The 17,301-nt window shown below is 73.6% G+C and carries 12 protein-coding genes, 2 pseudogenes and 1 riboswitch; of the genes and pseudogenes, 8 read left to right on the top strand and 6 right to left on the bottom strand.

Annotation, left to right across the window (positions count from 1 at the left end; genetic code table 11):
• Nucleotides 1–16: 16 nt before the first annotated feature.
• Nucleotides 17–642: pseudogene (gene rpsD / locus QUE47_RS13565) on the bottom strand (30S ribosomal protein S4).
• 248 nt (nucleotides 643–890) lie between these two features.
• Nucleotides 891–2,273 carry a replication-associated recombination protein A gene (locus QUE47_RS13560; RefSeq protein ID WP_286217722.1) on the bottom strand — a complete coding sequence of 461 codons (1,383 nt, stop codon included), beginning with the start codon at nucleotides 2,271–2,273 and terminating at the stop codon, nucleotides 891–893.
• 128 nt (nucleotides 2,274–2,401) lie between these two features.
• Here QUE47_RS13560 and QUE47_RS13555 point away from each other — a divergent pair, with 128 nt between their 5' ends.
• Nucleotides 2,402–4,651, top strand: coding sequence for an MMPL family transporter (locus QUE47_RS13555; protein ID WP_286217721.1), 2,250 nt, complete (start codon nucleotides 2,402–2,404; stop codon nucleotides 4,649–4,651).
• A gap of 127 nt (nucleotides 4,652–4,778) precedes the next feature.
• On the opposite strand, the gene QUE47_RS13550 is transcribed toward QUE47_RS13555, so the two are convergent.
• Together QUE47_RS13550 and aspS are read right to left on the bottom strand one after the other, a co-directional pair.
• A complete protein-coding gene (locus tag QUE47_RS13550; RefSeq protein WP_286217720.1) occupies nucleotides 4,779–5,690 on the bottom strand; it encodes a GNAT family N-acetyltransferase in 912 nt (303 codons plus the stop codon).
• Nucleotides 5,674–7,490, bottom strand: a pseudogene (gene aspS, locus QUE47_RS13545) (aspartate--tRNA ligase). Before aspS ends, QUE47_RS13550 begins: the two are co-directional and overlap by 17 nt.
• 118 nt (nucleotides 7,491–7,608) lie before the next feature.
• Here aspS and QUE47_RS13540 point away from each other — a divergent pair.
• From QUE47_RS13540 to QUE47_RS13520, 5 genes are all read left to right on the top strand, one after another.
• Nucleotides 7,609–8,076, top strand: a complete 468-nt coding sequence (locus QUE47_RS13540) for a PPOX class F420-dependent oxidoreductase (protein ID WP_286217719.1) — start codon at nucleotides 7,609–7,611, stop codon at nucleotides 8,074–8,076.
• 75 nt (nucleotides 8,077–8,151) lie between these two features.
• Nucleotides 8,152–8,260, top strand: a riboswitch (TPP riboswitch).
• 75 nt (nucleotides 8,261–8,335) lie between these two features.
• Nucleotides 8,336–8,800 (top strand): ECF transporter S component, encoded by a 465-nt coding sequence (locus QUE47_RS13535; protein ID WP_286217718.1) that lies wholly within the window; start codon nucleotides 8,336–8,338, stop codon nucleotides 8,798–8,800.
• Complete coding sequence (locus QUE47_RS13530) at nucleotides 8,797–9,057, top strand: hypothetical protein (RefSeq protein ID WP_286217717.1); 261 nt, start codon at nucleotides 8,797–8,799, stop codon at nucleotides 9,055–9,057. The genes QUE47_RS13535 and QUE47_RS13530 overlap by 4 nt, the downstream gene beginning before the upstream one ends.
• On the top strand, nucleotides 9,054–11,063 hold the full coding sequence (locus QUE47_RS13525; protein ID WP_286217716.1) for an ABC transporter ATP-binding protein: 2,010 nt from the start codon (nucleotides 9,054–9,056) through the stop codon (nucleotides 11,061–11,063). The genes QUE47_RS13530 and QUE47_RS13525 overlap by 4 nt, the downstream gene beginning before the upstream one ends.
• A complete protein-coding gene (locus QUE47_RS13520) occupies nucleotides 11,060–11,731 on the top strand; it encodes an energy-coupling factor transporter transmembrane component T family protein (protein ID WP_286217715.1) in 672 nt (223 codons plus the stop codon). The genes QUE47_RS13525 and QUE47_RS13520 overlap by 4 nt, the downstream gene beginning before the upstream one ends.
• A 223-nt stretch (nucleotides 11,732–11,954) precedes the next feature.
• Here QUE47_RS13520 and hisS read toward each other — a convergent pair whose 3' ends face one another.
• Complete coding sequence (gene hisS, locus QUE47_RS13515) at nucleotides 11,955–13,382, bottom strand: histidine--tRNA ligase (protein ID WP_286217714.1); 1,428 nt, start codon at nucleotides 13,380–13,382, stop codon at nucleotides 11,955–11,957.
• A 60-nt stretch (nucleotides 13,383–13,442) separates the two neighbouring features.
• On the bottom strand, nucleotides 13,443–14,240 hold the full coding sequence (locus QUE47_RS13510; RefSeq protein ID WP_286217713.1) for an MBL fold metallo-hydrolase: 798 nt from the start codon (nucleotides 14,238–14,240) through the stop codon (nucleotides 13,443–13,445).
• Nucleotides 14,241–14,445: 205 nt separating this feature from the next.
• Here QUE47_RS13510 and QUE47_RS13505 point away from each other — a divergent pair, with 205 nt between their 5' ends.
• Together QUE47_RS13505 and QUE47_RS13500 are read left to right on the top strand one after the other, a co-directional pair.
• Nucleotides 14,446–16,449 carry a DUF349 domain-containing protein gene (locus QUE47_RS13505; RefSeq protein ID WP_286217712.1) on the top strand — a complete coding sequence of 668 codons (2,004 nt, stop codon included), beginning with the start codon at nucleotides 14,446–14,448 and terminating at the stop codon, nucleotides 16,447–16,449.
• Nucleotides 16,450–16,542: 93 nt separating this feature from the next.
• Nucleotides 16,543–17,301, top strand: coding sequence for a hypothetical protein (locus QUE47_RS13500; protein ID WP_286217711.1), 759 nt, complete (start codon nucleotides 16,543–16,545; stop codon nucleotides 17,299–17,301).

The following is a 17,301-nucleotide window of genomic DNA, read 5'->3' as shown; positions in this document are numbered from 1 at the left end:
GGGGTTCCGGGAAGGATCAGCGGGCGTAGTACTCCACCACGAGCTGGACCTCGCACTGCACGGGGACCTCGGAGCGCTTGGGACGGCGCACGAGGGTCGCGCTGAGCTTCTCGAGCTGCACGTCGAGGTAGCCCGGGACGGCGGGGAGCACGTCGCGGTGCGCACCGGCGGCGGCGACCTGGAACGGCGTGGTCGCCTGGCTCTTCGGCTTGACCTGGATCGTCTGGCCCTCCTTCACCTTGAAGGAGGGGCGGTCGACGATCTTGCCGTTCACGAGGATGTGGCGGTGGACCACGGCCTGGCGGGCCTGCAGGATCGTGCGGGCGAGGCCGGCACGGAGCACGAGGGCGTCGAGACGGGTCTCGAGGTTCTCGACGAGGGCCTCACCGGTCAGACCGGAGTCCTTGCGGGCGTCCTCGTAGGCACGGGCGAGCTGCTTCTCGCGGAGCATGTACTGCGCGCGCAGACGCTGCTTCTCGCGCAGACGCACCGCGTAGTCCGACTCGGTGCGGCGACGGGCGCGGCCGTGCTCGCCCGGGGGTACGGACGCTTCTCGAAGTGCTTGACGGCCTTGGGGGTCAGGGCGATGCCCAGTGCGCGGCTCAGGCGGACCTGGCGGCGCGAACGCGTCACTGAAGTCACAGTGGGGTTCCTCATCCTGTCGTTCGGTTGCTTTGACGTCACGCCCGGGACGGCACACAGTCCGCCGAGCGCGGGACCAGCCGATGGGCCGTCGCGGTGGTGCGCAGGGCGCTCACCGCGCACGTGACGGGAGCCACGTGCAGACGACCGGGGGCCGAGGTCCCAGGTGGCTGCCGAAAACGGCAACCGCAACAGTCTAGCGCACTCGCGGACGGCCCATCACCGAGAGGTCGCAGAAGCGGCGAAGGTCACGCCTGGTCGAGGATGGACCGGACCCGAGCCAGCCGCTCCGCGACGGACCGCTCGAAACCGCGGTCCGACGGCGTGTAGTAGCGCGCACCCCGCAGCTCGTCGGGCAGGTACGCCTGGGCCGCCACCGCGTGCGGCGCGTCGTGCGCGTACTTGTACTCCTTGCCGTGCCCCAGCGCCTCGGCCCCCGAGTAGTGGGCGTCCCGCAGGTGCATCGGGACCTGCCCGGCACGCCCCGAGCGGACGTCGGCGAGCGCGGCGTCGATGCCCACATAGGCCGCGTTGGACTTCGGTGCGGTGGCGAGGTGCACGACGGCCTCGGCGAGCACGATCCGTGCCTCGGGCATGCCGATCATCGCGACCGCCTGCGCGGCCGCGACAGCGGTCTGGAGGGCGCTGGGGTCCGCGAGGCCGACGTCCTCGGACGCGGAGATGATGATGCGGCGCGCGATGAACCGCGGGTCCTCCCCCGCCGCGATCATCCTGGCGAGGTAGTGGAGGGACGCATCGACGTCGGAGCCGCGGACGGACTTGATGAACGCGCTGATGACGTCGTAGTGCTGGTCGCCGTCGCGGTCGTAGCGCACCGCCGCCACGTCGATCGCACGCTCGACCGCCGCGAGGTCGACCATCGGCGGGCCGTCGCCCGGAGCGGCGTCCTCGAGCACGCCGGACAGGACGGAGCCCGCGGCCGCCTCCAGGATCGTCAGCGCCTTGCGCGCGTCCCCGCCCGCGAGCCGCAGCAGGTGCTCCTCCGCCTCCTCGGCGAGCTCTACCTCGCCGGCCAGCCCCCGCTCGTCGGCGACGGCGCGGCGCACGAGCGCGCGGACGTCGTCCTCCCCCAGCGGTCGCAAAGTCAGGAGCAGCGACCGCGACAGCAGCGGCGAGTTCACCGAGAAGCTGGGGTTCTCGGTGGTCGCGGCGACGAGCGTCACCCAGCGGTTCTCCACGCTGGGCAGCAGCGCGTCCTGCTGCGACTTGGAGAAGCGGTGGACCTCGTCGACGAAGAGGACCGTCTCCTCGCCACCGGCGGCGAGGCGCCGACGGGCGTCCTCGACGACCGCCCGGACGTCGCGCACCCCGGCCGTGACCGCCGACAGCTCGACGAACCGACGGCCCGAGGTCGCCGCGACGACGTAGGCGAGCGTCGTCTTGCCGGTGCCCGGCGGGCCCCAGAGGATCACCGATCCCGGTGCCGCACGACGCGACCTCTCGTCGGACGGCGCGACGAGTCGGCGCAGCGGCGAACCCTCCGCCAGCAGGTGCCCCTGGCCCGCGACCTCGTCGATCGAGCGCGGACGCATCCGTACCGCGAGCGGCGCCCCGGCCACCGCGGACGGGGTGCCGTCCGCGCTCGTGGTGGTGGCGTCGAACAGGTCCATGGGTCGAGCCTACGGTCCGCCGCCCACACCCAGGACCGACGGCCGAGCGCCGCCAGGGCGACACCCGAGCGCTCGGCACGGGTGTGGGCAGTGCGACGCGAGCGCGTGCGAAGTGGCATGCTGACGACGTGTTCGAGAGCATCGGCCGTCGTGTCGCCCACCGTCCGCGGACCACCATCGCCGTCTGGCTCGTCCTGACCGTGCTGGGGTTCGGGCTCGCCGTCCTCGGCGTGCACGGCGAGAACCTGTTCGACCGGCTCAGCACGGGCGAGCCCGCGGTCCCCGGCTCCGACAGCGAGAAGGCCGCCGAGGCGCTCAGTGGCGAAGCGGACGAGGGCGAGACCATCACGCTCCTCGTCGAGGGTCTCGACCCGGCCACCGAGGGCGTCCCTGACGTGATGGACACCGTGCACGAGGACCTCGTGCTCATCGACGGTGTCGACAGCGTGATCGACGCCTACATCCTTCCCGACGGGCTCGACAACCCGGCGGCGGAGTCCCTGCTCGCGGACGACGGGAAGGGCTTCGTGGTCGAGGTCGCCCTCGAGCCGGGCCTCGACGCAGAGACCGAGGCAGAAGCCGAAGCCGACGTCGAGGAGCGGCTCGACGCCGTCGCCGGCGACCTGCAGGACGTCGCGCCCGGTGCCACGGGTCTCGTCGGCAGCAACTCGCTGATCACCGAGGCGATCACCGGGCAGGTCGAGCAGGACCTGCGAACGGGTGAAGCGGTAGCGCTGCCCGTCGCCCTGCTCATCATGGTCTTCGTCTTCGGCGGATTCCTCGCCGCGTCGATGCCTCTGATCGGCGCGATCGCGAGCATCGGGTCGGGGCTGGGCGTGCTGCTTGGCCTGTCCTACTGGCTCGAGATCGACGCGTCCGTCGTGAACGTCGTCACGCTCCTCGCGCTGGGGCTCTCGATCGACTACGGCCTGCTGATCGTCTCGCGCTACCGCGAGGAGCTCCACCGGATCCTCGACGGCGACGGCGAGGAGTCCGTCCTCGTGGGGAGCAGGCGCCGGCGCCGCGGCGACCCCGTCGTGCGGGCCGCGCTCGAACGCACCATGGCGACCGCCGGGCGCACCGTGGCCTTCTCCGCGGTCACGGTGGGCATCTCCATCGCCGGCCTCATGGTCTTCACGCCCGACATCCTCAGGGCGATCGGCGCCGCCGGGCTCGCGGTGATCGTCGTCGCGGTCGCCACCGCGATGACGCTCGTGCCGGCGCTCCTCGCGCTCTCGGGCCGGCGCCTCGCCCGCCCGGGGCTGCTCGGCAAGATCCCCGGCGTGCGTCGCGTCGTCGGCCGCACGGCGGACGTCGTGTCCGACGAGGGCGTGTTCTCCCGGCTCGCGAGCTGGGTGCAGCGCCGGCCGTGGCCGGTCATGGTCGGCGCCGTGGTGCTCCTGGGCGTGCTCGCCCTGCCGGTCCTGGGCCTGCAGATGCGGAACACGACCATCGAGCTCCTGCCCGCCGACGCGCCGCAGCGACAGTTCGTCGAGACCGTCGACGCCCAGTACGCCCCGAGCCCCGACCTCTTCGTCGTCACCGACGCCGGCGAGGAGGCGACGAACGGGTGGGCGACGGACGTCTCCCAGGTCGACGGCGTCGACGTCGTGACTCCGGCGGAGACCTCGGAGGACGGCTCGACGAGCGTGCTGCGCGTGTACCTCGACACCGACGACCCCGGTGGGCCCGAGGCCGTGCAGGCGGTCGAGGACATCCGTGCGCTGGACGCACCGTTCGACGCCTGGGTGTCCGGCCAGGCCGCGAGCCAGGTCGACTTCGTCTCGGCGCTCACGGACCGCGTGTGGTGGGCCGTGGGGATCGTGGTCGCCGCGACCCTGATCCTGCTCTTCCTCATGACGGGCTCCGTCGTCATCCCCGTCAAGGCCCTCCTCACGAACGCCCTGTCCCTCGCCGCGAGCCTCGGCGTGCTCGTCTTCGTGTTCCAGGAAGGACACCTGTCCGGGCTCCTCGGCTTCACGTCCGTCGGCGGGATCGAGACGTACGTGGTCGCGCTCGTCATCGCCTTCGCGTTCGGGCTGGCGATGGACTACGAGGTCTTCCTGCTGTCCCGGGTCAAGGAGCTGCACGACCAGGGCGCGTCGAACGACGACGCCGTGCGCCTCGGTCTCCAGCGGTCCGGCCGCATCATCACGTCGGCCGCCGCGATCATCATCGCCGTCTTCGCCGGGTTCATCGCCGGCGACCTGCTCGTGATCAAGGAGGTCGGCTTCGCCCTCGCCGTCGCCGTCTTCATCGACGCGACGATCGTGCGCCTGCTCCTCGTCCCGGCCACGATGACGATCCTCGGCAAGGCCAACTGGTGGGCCCCGAAGCCGCTGCGCGCCGTCTACGAGAAGCTCTCCATCACGCACTGAGCTGCGCCTGGCCCGCTGTGAGCCAGGACTGAGCCGGGACTGAGCCGAGCCTGAGCCGGGCCTGAGCCAGGAACCGGTACTGCCCGGGCGGTGTCCGCTCCCGGCTCAGCCGCGCGTCGCCGGGCGTTCAGCCGTCCTGGGAGGCCCGCAGCACCCGCCACCCGCTGAACCGCTGCCCGACGACGTAGCCGGCACTCTCGTAGAGCCGTCGCCCGGAGGCGTTGTCGGCGTACATCCCGAGCGTCGCGAGACCCGCGTCCGCGAGCGCCGCGCGCGTGGCGGCACGCAGCACCGCGCCGGCGAGCCCGCGTCCCCGCGCGTCGGGCAGGGTCGCGATCCCGCCGATCTCCCACCCTGTCACGGCGGGGTGTGCGCCGGCGACGGCGCTCAGCACGCCTGCCGGGCCGTCGTCCGACCGGGCGCCCCACCAGCGGGTGGAGGGGTCGCGGGGGTCGAGCTCGGCACCCGGGTTGGCCACGCGGAGGCAGTCGACGACGGCGTCCCGCGCCCCGCCGGGCGGCACCTCGGTCACGGCGGGGCCTGGCCGGGCGAGAGCGTCCGGGTGGGCGGAGAACCAGAACCAGTCCCACGACGACGTCGGCGGGCGGTGCAGGATCTCCGGCAGGCGCGCATCGAGCGCGGAGGTGCCGCGCCCGACCGGGCTCGGCATGCCCCGCGGGACGCATCCCCCGACCACGACCTCGTCCCGGTCCTGCGGACTGGGCAGGCCACCGGCCGAGGCGACGTCGAGGAGCAGGTCTGCCGCCGCACCGGGCTCACCGAGCACCCAGAGCGCGAGCCGGTCACGGCCGTCGAGCGGCGCACGCTCCGGCTCCGCGACGTGGGCCGGCGCGGGGATGCTCGACGCGAGCAGCGCGCACGCGTCGTCGGCCGACCACGCGCGCCGCACGGAGCGCCGGGGCAGCTCGGCGCGGACCCACGGGTGCGAACGCCACCGGGGCGTCAGCCCGTCGACGGACGGGCCGGCGCCCCGGTGCTCCGGACCCACGAGGGCCGTCCCGTCAAGCGCGCGGACCACCGGACGTGGCCTCGGCCTGCGGGCCGGGCTGTGCCGGCTTGCCGTCGGGCTTCGCGTCGACGCCGGCCTCCTTGCGCTGCTGCGCGGTGATCGGGGCCGGGGCCTGGGTCAGTGGGTCGAACCCGCCCCCGGACTTCGGGAACGCGATGACGTCGCGGATCGACTCGGCCTTCGTCAGGAGTGCGACGATCCGGTCCCAGCCGAAGGCGATCCCGCCGTGCGGCGGGGCGCCGAACGCGAAGGCGTCGAGCAGGAAGCCGAACTTCTCCTGCGCCTCCTCCTCCCCGATGCCCATGACCTCGAAGACCCGCTGCTGCACGTCGCGGCGGTGGATACGGATCGACCCGCCACCGATCTCGTTGCCGTTGCAGACGATGTCGTAGGCGTAGGCGAGGGCGTCGCCGGGTGCCTCCTCGAAGCGATCGACCCACTCGGGCGTCGGCGAGGTGAACGCGTGGTGCACGGCGGTCCAGGCGCCGTCGCCGACCGCGACGTCGTCGTCCTCGCCGGTGGGCTTGAACAGCGGTGCGTCGACGACCCAGACGAACGACCAGGCGTCCTCGTCGATCTGACCGGTGCGCTTCGCGATCTCGACGCGCGCCGCGCCGAGCAGCGCCTGGGAGTCCGTGACCTTTCCGGCTGCGAAGAACACCGCGTCGCCGGGCTGCGCGCCGGTCGCGGCGGCCAGACCGTCACGCTCGGCGTCCGAGAGGTTCTTGGCGACCGGGCCGGCGAGCGTGCCGTCGGCCGCGAACGTGACGTAGGCGAGGCCGCGGGCGCCGCGCTGCTTGGCCCATTCCTGCCAGGCGTCGAACTGGCGGCGCGGCTGCGCAGCACCGCCCGCCATGACGACGGCGCCGACGTACGGCGCCTGGAAGACCCGGAACGGCGTGTCGGTGAAGTACTCGGTGAGCTCGACGATGGGGTTGCCGAAGCGCAGGTCCGGCTTGTCCGAGCCGTAGAGCCGCATCGCGTCGGCGAAGGTGATGCGCTCGATCGGCGTGGGGATCTCCACGTCGATGAGCTTCCACAGCGCGACGACGAGCTGTTCCCCGAGTGCGATGACGTCGTCCTGCTCGACGAAGCTCATCTCGACGTCCAGCTGGGTGAACTCCGGCTGGCGGTCGGCACGGAAGTCCTCGTCGCGGTAGCAGCGGGCGATCTGGTAGTAGCGCTCCATGCCCGAGACCATGAGCAGCTGCTTGAAGAGCTGCGGCGACTGCGGCAGGGCGTACCAGGAACCCGGCGCCAGGCGTGCGGGCACGAGGAAGTCCCGCGCGCCCTCGGGCGTCGACCGGGTGAGGGTCGGTGTCTCGATCTCGACGAAGTCCTGCTCGTCGAGCACGCGACGCGCCGCCTGGTTGGCCTTCGCGCGCAGGCGCATCGTCCTCGCGGGCGTCGGGCGGCGCAGGTCGAGGTAGCGGTGCTTGAGGCGCGCCTCCTCGCCGATCGTCTCGTTGCCGTCGAGGGCCGTTGAGACCTGGAACGGCAGGGGCGCGGACTCGTTGAGGACGACGACGTCGCTCACCACGACCTCGACGTCGCCGGTCGGCAGGTTCGCGTTCGCGTTTCCTCGGGGCGCTGCGACACCTCGCCGGTCACCTGGAGGACGAACTCGCTGCGCAGCGGGTGCGCGACGGCCTCGTCGCGGATCACGACCTGGGCGATCCCGGACGCGTCCCGAAGGTCGATGAAGGCGACTCCCCCGTGATCGCGACGACGGTCGACCCATCCGGTGAGGGTGACGGTCTGGCCGATGTGCTCGGCCCGCAGTGAGCCGGCCGTGTGGGTGCGCAGCACGAAAGTTCCTTCCGGGGACGTCTGGAGTGGCGGCCGGAGCACGGTGCGCCCGAGGGCGCGACCGTCCGCGGCCCGGTCCAGTCTAGTGTGTGGCAGACCCGACCCGGAGGTGTTCCCCATGGCACGACCCGTCGCCACGAACGATCGCGTCGACCGCGACCGCCTCGTCGCGTTCGCCCGGACGCGCAACAACGCGATCATCAGCACGCGCAGGTCCGACGGCGCGCCCCAGATGAGTCCGGTGAGCTGCGGCGTCGACAGCGAGGGCCGGGTGGTCGTGTCGACGTACCCCGACCGCGCCAAGGCGAGGAACCTGCGACGCGACCCGCGCGTCTCGCTGTGCCTCCTCGGCCAGGACTTCGGCGACGCCTGGGTCCAGGTCGACGGGACGGCGGAGGTCCTCGACCTGCCGGACAGCGTCGAGCCGCTGGTCGAGTACTTCCGCAGCATCTCGGGCGAGCACCCCGACTGGGACGAGTACCGGCAGGCGATGGTCGACCAGGGCAAGTCGTTGATCCGGGTGACGATCGAGCGCTGGGGCCCGATCGCCACCGGCGGGTTCCCGCCGCACCTGGCCGACGGCTGACGCGCCGGCGTCCGCCCTTCGGGACGGTCCTGCCGCGCCGTTGCCCCGTGGGCGCCGGACCCCTAGCGTGGTCGGCACAAGCCCCCGGGGAGCGCACTGAGCGCTGAGACTGCGGAACCCTCCGCTGACCCGTGGAACCTGATCCGGTTAGTACCGGCGAAGGGAGCAGGGCGCTGCACGACCGTCCCCTGCGCGCGATCTCGCGCGCCGCGGTGCGCCGTGCCGCTGTGCACACCCCCGGGCTCGTCCGAGGAGAAGCGTGCACCAGAACCCCGCAGGACCGGCCGTTCCCGAGAAGATCACCGCAGGCCACGAGAACCCCGACACCCAGGTGCCGGTCGTCGTCGAACGCCGGACGTCGCCCCTGCACACCACCGTGCTGCTCGCGGTCCTGGGCGTGACCTTCGGGTTCGTCTTCTGGGTCGCGGACCAGATCTATGCCCCGCTGCACCTCGCCCTCGGACCGTTCGGGAGCCTGGCCGAGAACGTGCTCGCCGGAGCGTGGATCGTGGTCGCGCCCCTCGCCCTGTACATCGTGCGCCGACCTGGCGTGGGGATCCTGGCCGAGATGCTCGCGGCGGCGGTCGAGCTCGTGGTCTTCGCCTCCCCGTTCGGTCCGATGATCCTGGTGATCGGTCTCGTGCAGGGAGTCGGCGCCGAGCTCGCGTTCGCGCTCACGCGCTACCGCCGGTACGGGTGGGGGTGTTCGTGCTCTCGGGCGTGACCGCCGCCGTCGTCACGTTCGCCTATCAGTGCGTCGCGAACGGCTACCTGGGACAGGACTACCTCGTCCTGCGCCTGGTGGTCCAGATCGTGTCCTGCATCCTGCTGTGCGGCGTCGCGGCCCGCCTGATCGGCGACGGGCTGCTACGTGCAGGTGTCCTCGACAACCACGCCGCGGGGCGCGCCGCCGCATCGGGGAACGCACGTTCCGGGACCGCCGGCGAGAGCCGCTCGGCACGGACCGGGACGCCGGCGTGAGTTCCGGCCGCGCCGCGACGACCACGACCACGAGCACGAGCACGAGCACGAGCACGACCAGAAGAACAGGCGCTGGCGCCGGTGCCGGCACCGGCACCGGCACCGGCACCGGCACCGACAACGGCACGGGCCTTACCGTCGAACGGCTCAGCGTGACGTACCCCGGAGCGCAGACGCCCTCGCTCCGCGACGTGTCGTTCCACCTGCCGCCGGGTCAGAGCCTGCTCGTGGTCGGCCCCTCGGGCTCCGGGAAGTCGACGCTCGTCGCGGCACTCGTCGGGGTCGTCCCGCACACCGTCGACGCCCGCGTCACCGGGTCCGTGCACCTCGTCGGCGCGAACCTTCCCGCGGGTGCGGCGCCGGACCCATGGCCGCTCGGGCCCCGGGCCCTGGCACCGCACCTCGGCCTCGTCCAGCAGGACCCGCTGGGCCAGCTGTGCCTGTCCCGCGTCGACGCGGAGGTCGAGCTCCCGCTGGAGAACCGGGCCGTCGCGCGGCACCTCATCGGACCCGCGGCCCGCGGCGCCCTGCAGCGCGTGGGCGCCGCTCACCTCGCGGACCGTGGCACCTCGTCCCTCTCCGGCGGGCAGGCGCAACGCGTGGCGATCGCCGCGGCGACCGCTCCCGACCCGGGTCTCCTGGTGCTCGACGAGCCGACAGCGCTCCTCGACCCCGTAGGGGCACGGGACGTCGGGGCGCTCGTCGGCGCGCTCACCGGCCCGCGGGCCGGTACGCAGGTCGACGAAACCACGACCACGCACACGCGCACGCGCACAACCACGGCCACGGCCACGGCCACGGCCACGGCCACGGCCACGGCGAACACCACGACGATCCTCGTCGAGCATCGTCTCGACGATCTCGCGTCGCTGCCGGGGCTCACGGCGGTGCTCGACGCCGGGCGGGTCCTCGCCCTCGGTCCCACCGCCGAGGTGCTCGCCGAGCACGCGACGACGCTGCTGCGACGAGGTTGCTGGGTGCCCGTGGACCACCTGCTCGCGGCCGCGGGTGCGCCCGGCCCTCTCGACGACGCGGCCACCGACCGCTGGCTGGCAGACCTCGCCGCGGCCCCGGTTGGAGGCGAGCCGGCGACGACGCACCTCGCAGACCCGGTCGTCTCGGCGCGTGCCCTGGACGTGGTGCGGCCGGGCGGGGCGCGAGGCCGACGGGCGCCCACGCCCCCGGTGCTCATCGAGGGCCTCGACCTGGCGGTGGCCCGCGGCGAGGTGCTCGCGGTGCTCGGCGTCAACGGGTGCGGCAAGTCCACGCTGCTGCGCACGCTCGCCGGCGTCGTGCCGACGAGCGGCGACCTCGAGGTCGGGAGCGCCGCGATGGTCGTCCAGCACCCGGAGCACCAGTTCGTCGCGCGGACGGTCCGGGACGAGATCGGCTGGACTCCGCGCCGGGCGCACCTCCCGGCGGCGACCGTCGAGGCGCGCGTCGACCGGCTGCTCGCGCGGTTCGGGCTCGAGCACCTCGCCGACCGCTCGCCCTACCGGCTCTCCGGAGGCGAGCAGCGCCGCCTCTCGCTGGCCGCTGCCGTCGCGCACCCGGCCGACGTCCTGCTGGCCGACGAGCCGACCTTCGGGCTCGACCGTGCCGGGACCCTCGCGACGGCCGAGGTGCTGAGCGAGGTCGCCCGGGGCGGCAGCGGCGTCGTCCTGGCGACGCACGACCTGACGTTCGCGGCCCGCGTCGCGGACCACGTGCTGGTCCTGACACCCGGGAGCGTCCCCGTGCAGGGGACCACCGACGAGATCCTGGGCGACGCGGCGCTGCTGGACGCGGCGGGACTGATCGCCCCGCCGCTCGTGCGGCGCTGGCTCCGGCTGCGCGAGCGTCCACCTCTGAGACACCTGCTGGCCGCGCTCGACGCGGCGGTGGCGCATGCCGTCGGACCGGACGACCTGCCCGCGCGCACCACCTCTGTCGCGCCCGTCGCGCGCACCGAGCCCGCCGCGCCCGCCGTGCCCGCAGACGACCGGCTGCCGGCGGTCCGCGCATGAGCCCCCGCGACTCGCCGCTGGCGCGGTGGAACCCCACCCTGAAGCTCGGGACGCTGCTCGTCGCGTCGTCCGTGGCGATGCTCGTCACCGACCCGGTCACGCCCGTCGTGCTCTGGTCGCTCGCGGTGACGGCGGCGTTCACCGTCGGCCGCGTGACCGTGCGCGCGCTGGCGCTGACGCATCTCGCACTGCTCGGATTCGCGGTCTCGGTCCTCGTCGGGAACGTCCTGCTCCGGCACCAGGGACCTGTCGTCGCGGTCGTCGGGCCGGTGGAGGTCACCGCGGGCGCACTGGAGATCGCCGTGTCGCTGGCGGTCAGGACGCTGTTCCTGGGCGTCGTCTCCGTGGTGCTCGTGGCGACCACGGACCCCGTCAGGCTGATGACGAGCCTCCACCAGCACGCCCGGGTCCCGGCCGGCGCCACCTACGCGGTGCTCGCGGGGATGCGGGTCCTGGAGGAGCTCCCCGCCCGCTGGGAGACGATCCGGTGCGCCCAGGCGGTGCGCGACCCCCGTCGGGCGCCGGGCGCGCTCCCCGCTCGCTGCCCGCGCTGGGCACCGCGACGTTCGCGCTCCTGGTCGCGGCCGTGCGACGCGCCGAGCGCCTCTCCGTCGCGCTGGAGTCACGGGGCCTGGGTTCGGGTCCGCGGACCGTCGCGCGACCCGTAGGACTGACGTGGCGCGACGGCGCGGTGGCCGTCGGCGTGCTCGCGACGGTCGGCGCCGTGCTCCTCGCCGGGTCCCTGGGCGGTTGGCTCTCGGGGCCCGCCGCCCTGGTCGCAGGCTGAGGGGAAGCCCTCGGCCCTCAGCCCTCGGCCCTCGGCCCTCAGCCCTCAGCCCTCAGCCCTCAGCCCTCAGCCCTCAGCCCTCAGCCCTCAGCCCTCAGCGAGCGTCAGGCCGGGACGACCCGGGGCCAGAGATCCTCGCTCGGCGGCGCCCACACCGCCGGGTCGGCGTCGACCTGCTCCCCCGAGCGGATGTCCTTGACCTGGTCCGCGCCCACGGTGACCTGGCCGTCGTCCGACACGGTCTCTCGGCCCTCGAACCAGACGAACGGGATGCCTCGCCGGTCGGCGTAGCGGATCTGCTTGCCGAACCGCGCAGCGGTCGGCGCCACGTCGGCGGGGATGCCGCGAGCCCGCAGGGTGGCCGCCACGGCGTCCGACTGCGCCCGGTGCTCCTCGTCGGAGACGGCGACCAGGACGGCCGTGGGGACCCCGCGGGTGGCGCGCACCAGCCCGGACCCGAGCAGCCGGGACACGAGCCGCGACACACCCACGGAGAGCCCCACGCCCGGATAGGTGTTCGCGCCGTCCGAGGCGAGCGTGTCGTAGCGCCCGCCCGAGCAGATCGACCCGAGCTGCTCGTGCCCCACGAGGACGGTCTCGTAGACGGAGCCCGTGTAGTAGTCGAGCCCGCGAGCGATCTTGAGGTCTGCCACGACCACGCCGGGGGCACGGACGGCCGCGGCCTCGACGAGGGCACCGAGCTCCTCGAGCCCCTGGTCCAGGAGCTCGGACGTGAACCCGTGGGAGGCCGCGAGCGCCCGCACCTGGTCCACGACCCCGGAGTCGGAGCCGCGGATCGCCGCGAGGTCAAGACACGCCTGCGCCTGCTCGGGCGTCGCGCCGGTCTCGGCGACCAGGGCGTCGGCGACCTTGGCCGGGCCGATCTTGTCGAGCTTGTCGATGGTGCGCAGGACCCCGTCGACGTCCTCGAGCCCGAGGCCGCGGTAGAACCCCTCGGCGACGCGACGGTTGTTGACGAGGATCCGCACTTCCGGGACGCCGATCTCGCGCAGGGCGCCGAGCGCCTCGGCCATCACGAGCGGGAGCTCGACCTCGTAGTGGTACGGGAGCGTCCCGGCGCCGACGACGTCGATGTCCGCCTGGACGAACTCCCGGAACCGGCCGTCCTGGGGCCGCTCGCCGCGCCAGACCTTCTGGATCTGGTGGCGCTTGAACGGGAACGAAAGCTTGCCCGAGTTCTCGAGCACGTACCGCGCGAACGGCACGGTCAGGTCGAAGTGCAGCCCGAGCTGCTTGTCGCGCGCCCCGGCGCGGTCCGTTCCCGTGCCCTCGGCCGCGTCGTCACCGCCCTGCGCCCCCGGGACGTCCTGCAGGCGCGAGAGCACGTACACCTCCTTCGAGGTCTCACCCTTGCGCAGGAGCTGGTCGAGCGGCTCCGCGGCGCGGGTCTCGATCCCGGCGAACCCGTGCAGCTCGAACGTGCGCCGCAGGGTGTCGAGGACGTGCTGCTCGACGACGCGTCCGTCGGGGAGCCATTCGGGGAATCCGGACAGTGGTGTGGGGCGTGCCATGGGGCGATCTTCCCAGATCGCCGCACCCGGGGGACGCGGCGTCCGCGCTGCCGCACGCCCTCAGGGCAGGAGCGGGTTGGTCCGGCGTTCGTGCGCGACGTCGGACGACGGCCCGTGCCCCGGCAGGACCAGCAGGTTCTCGTCGAGCCGTCCGACGACGTCGCGCAGGGTCGCGACCATCACGGCGTGGTCGCCGCCCGGCAGGTCGGTACGGCCGATGGTCCCGGCGAACAGCACGTCACCGGTGAGCACCGCCGGACGACCGGTCGACTCGTCGATCGGCTCCTGCGCCCCGGCAGCGCCGAACGCCCACTGCTCCCCGTGGGGGACGAGCGCGTCGACGAGGTAGAGGGTCGAGCCCTGGGTGTGCCCGGGGGCGTGCACGGCGCGGATCCCCAGCGCGGTCAGGGCCGGGTCGATCTCGACGATGCCGGACGGCGTCCCGAAAGGCGCGACGCGGGCCGGCACCCGGTACGTGGCGGGGTCGGCCCCGCCCGCGGCCAACGCGGCGGCGAGCGCTCCGGAGACGTGCTCGATGGTCCCGAACGGGTCGTCGATCCGGTACGCGTCCGCGGAGTGGACGAGGAGCGGGACGTCGTAGGCCTCCCCGATCGCGGCCGCGTCGAACGTGTGGTCGACGTGCCCGTGGGTCGCGAGCACCGCGACCGGCCGCCAACCACGCTCGCGCACGACGGCGTCGACCCGACCCGCGACCCCCGCGCCCGGGTCGACGACGACGCACGGGCCGCCGTCCGCTCCACCGAGCACGCGGCACGACGCCCCGAACACGGGAGAGACGACCAGGACGGAGCGGAGCGGGGCGGCGGGAGACGGGGCGGGAGACGGAGCGGCGGACATGATGCGACCCTAACCGCCTGAGCAGGCCGAATCCCCCTAGACTGTCCGCGGACCGAATTGCTCGCCGACGACGGCGGGTACACAGTGTTCGGCACGAACATCTCTGATCCGGACGTCGTCCGTCCGGGTCGTCGCTGACGCGGGGCTCGCCGCGGGATCCTGGATCCCCACGGACCTCCGTCATCACCGAAGGAGCGGAAGTCCAGTGAGCGAGAGCACCGAGAAGTCGACGCCCGAGTCGGAGCCGACCGTGGACGCCCCGGTCTCCCAGGACGCACCGGCCACCGGGGACGCGCCGACCGAGGCCACCGGTACCGCTCCCGACGAGCAGGCCCCCGCAGCGGCCTCGGCCGCTGACGATGCCGCTGCCGCTGCGGCCGAGCCCGCCACGGTTGACGAGAAGGCCGACGACACGGCCGACGACACGGCTGACGACACAGCCGCGGAGCCTGCGAAGGACGAGCCCGCTGACGCGGAGCGTGCGAAGGACGAGCCCGCTGACGCGGAGGCTGCAGCTGCGGGGCCCGCCAAGGACGAGCCCGCCGCTGCCGCCGCTGAGTCCGCGAAAGCCGAGTCCGACGAGCCCGCAGAGGCCGAGGCTGCGGCCGAGGAGCCCGCCGTAGCGCAGGCCCCGGAGCCCGCCGAGGGCGCGGCCGGCAAGCCTGCCGAGGACGCGGCTGACAAGCCCGCCGAGGCCGAGACTGCCGAGTCCCCAGCGCCGGACCCGTCCCCCGCCGCCGACCAGGCGACGTCGGCGCCCTCTCCGAGCCCCGCGCCCGCGCCGTCCGCGAAGCGCGCAGCCCCGTCGCCGGCGGCGATGAAGCCGCGGCCCCGTCCCGTCCCGACGCCGGCGGGGATCCCCCACGCTCCGCGTCCTGCGCAGGCAGGACCTGGCGCGGCACCGACGGGCGGCGACGCGCACCCCGTCGTGGTCCCTGACGACGCGGCCGAGGCGAAGGCCGCCGCCGAGTTCGGCCGGGTCGACGAGGACGGCACCGTTCACGTCCGTGAGAAGTCCGGCGAGCGCGCGGTCGGCCAGTTCCCCGGGGTCCCGGCCGAGGAGGCGATGACGCTCTACGTCCGCCGCTACCTCGACCTGCACGCGAAGGTCACGCTCTTCGAGGCGCGGCTGACGAGCTCCGACCTCACGGTCAAGGAGATCGACGCGACGCTCGCGAAGCTCGCCGAGGAGACCGCCGAGCCCGCAGCGGTCGGCGACCTCGACGCGCTGCGCAGCCAGGTCGAGACCCTTGCCACGGCCGCGGCCTCGCGGCGTGAGCAGATCTCCGCCGAGCGCGCCGCAGCCAAGGCCAAGGCCGTCGAGGCCCGCACGGAGATCGTCGAGGCCGCCGAGAAGATCGCCTCGACCGACCCCGAGCGCATGCAGTGGCGCCCGGCCGGCGAAGAGTTGCGCGTGCTGCTCGACCGGTGGAAGGACGCACAGCGCTCGGGCCCGAGGGTCGACCGCACCACCGAGGACGCGCTGTGGAAGCGGTTCAGCCACGCCCGTACCGCCTTCGACCGCGAGCGGCGCCACTTCTTCGCGCAGCTCGAGCAGCGCAACGCCTCCGCCAAGGCCGACAAGGAGCAGATCGTCGCCGAGGCCGAGCGGATCTCGGGGAGCACCGACTGGGGTCCCACGGCCGGCGCCTACCGCGACCTCATGGCCCGGTGGAAGGCTGCGGGTCGCGCGAACCGCAAGGACGACGACGCGCTGTGGGGCCGATTCCGCGCGGCGCAGGACGTCTTCTTCCACGCCCGCGACGCGGCCAACGCCGAGATCGACGCGGAGTACTCGAAGAACCTCGTCGTCAAGGAGGAGATCCTGACGGAGGCCGAGGCGCTGCTCCCGGTCAAGGACCTCGACGCCGCGAAGAACGCCCTGCGCGACATCCAGGACCGCTGGGAAGAGGCCGGCAAGGTGCCCCGCGGCGACATGCAGCGGGTCGAGGCCCGGCTGCGCGCCGTCGAGACGGCGATCCGCAACGCCGACGAGGCCAAGTGGACGCGGACCAACCCGGAGCAGCGAGCACGGGCCGAGGGCGCTGCCGCGCAGCTCGAGTCGGCGATCGCCGAGATCGAGTCGGACCTCGCGGCCGCCGAGGCCGCGGGCGACAAGCGCAAGATCAAGGAGCTCTCGGCGTCGCTCGAGGCACGGAAGTCCTGGCTGGAGCAGATCGTCAAGGCAGCCGAGGACTCACGGGGCTGACCGGCTCCCCACAGCACGCTCACTCACGGCCGTCGTCCACAGCAGGACGGCGGCCGTTGGTGCGCCCGCTCTCGGTAGGCCACGGTGTGACACGTGGACACCACCTCTCTCGCGGCCCTTGCCCCTGTCCGTACTCCAGCACCAGCAGCGGCACCAGCCACGGCCACGGCCACGCTCACGCTCGGCACGTGGCTGTCGACGCCGCTCGTGGGTCCCGACCCGGGACCGATCGTGCACAGCTCCCAGGTCGGCGGCGCGGTCGCCTTCCAGACCCTGGTGCGCGACGGCGTCCTGCGCCACCTGTTGGACGACGTCGGGGTGCGCGCCGGCGCTGACGTCGACCCCGGCATGCGCGCCGAGGCCGCCCTGACCCGCACGCGGCTGCCGTCCGCGACGATCGGCGGGCTCGGTGCCGCATGGATCCACGCGGGCGGGCCGGTGCCTGACGAGCTCGACGTGCTCGTGCCCCCGGGACACGGGGCACCGGCGCCGCGACCCGGGTGCTCACCCCGGTACGTGCGGCTCACCCAGGACGAGAGGGTGGTGATCGACGGAGTGCCGGTGACGAGCGTCCTCCGCACGGCCCTGGACGTGGCCACCGCACCGGCACGCGGCTCGCGCGACGGTGACGGTGACGGTGACGGTGGCGGTGGCGACCGGGCACGAACCCGGGACCGAGAACGCGCGACGGACGCGCTCGACCGGCTGGTGCGCGTGTGCGGACTCGACCTCGACCACGTCGTCCACGCCCTCGAACTCAAGCAACGCTGGCGAGGCCGCACGCAGGCCGTCGCCCTCGTGCACGAGGCACGGCGCTCAGGTCACCGGGCGGCTCCGGCAGCGGTGGCCTAG

It is taken from the genome of Paraoerskovia sediminicola, from assembly GCF_030296575.1.
GTDB classification, from domain to species: Bacteria; Actinomycetota; Actinomycetes; order Actinomycetales; family Cellulomonadaceae; genus Paraoerskovia; species Paraoerskovia sediminicola.
The sequence above is the reverse complement of the archived record's forward strand: the minus strand, read 5'-3'. Positions and strand labels throughout refer to the sequence as shown.

Excerpts from the sequence above, each read along its gene's own strand:
- QUE47_RS13540 (WP_286217719.1), top strand. The coding sequence starts at position 7,609 with ATGGCACGACCCGTCGCCACGAACGATCGCGTCGACCGCGACCGCCTC.
- QUE47_RS13510 (WP_286217713.1), bottom strand. The coding sequence starts at position 14,240 with ATGTCCGCCGCTCCGTCTCCCGCCCCGTCTCCCGCCGCCCCGCTCCGC.
- QUE47_RS13520 (WP_286217715.1), top strand. The coding sequence starts at position 11,060 with ATGAGCCCCCGCGACTCGCCGCTGGCGCGGTGGAACCCCACCCTGAAG.
- QUE47_RS13560 (WP_286217722.1), bottom strand. The coding sequence starts at position 2,273 with ATGGACCTGTTCGACGCCACCACCACGAGCGCGGACGGCACCCCGTCC.
- hisS (WP_286217714.1), bottom strand. The coding sequence starts at position 13,382 with ATGGCACGCCCCACACCACTGTCCGGATTCCCCGAATGGCTCCCCGAC.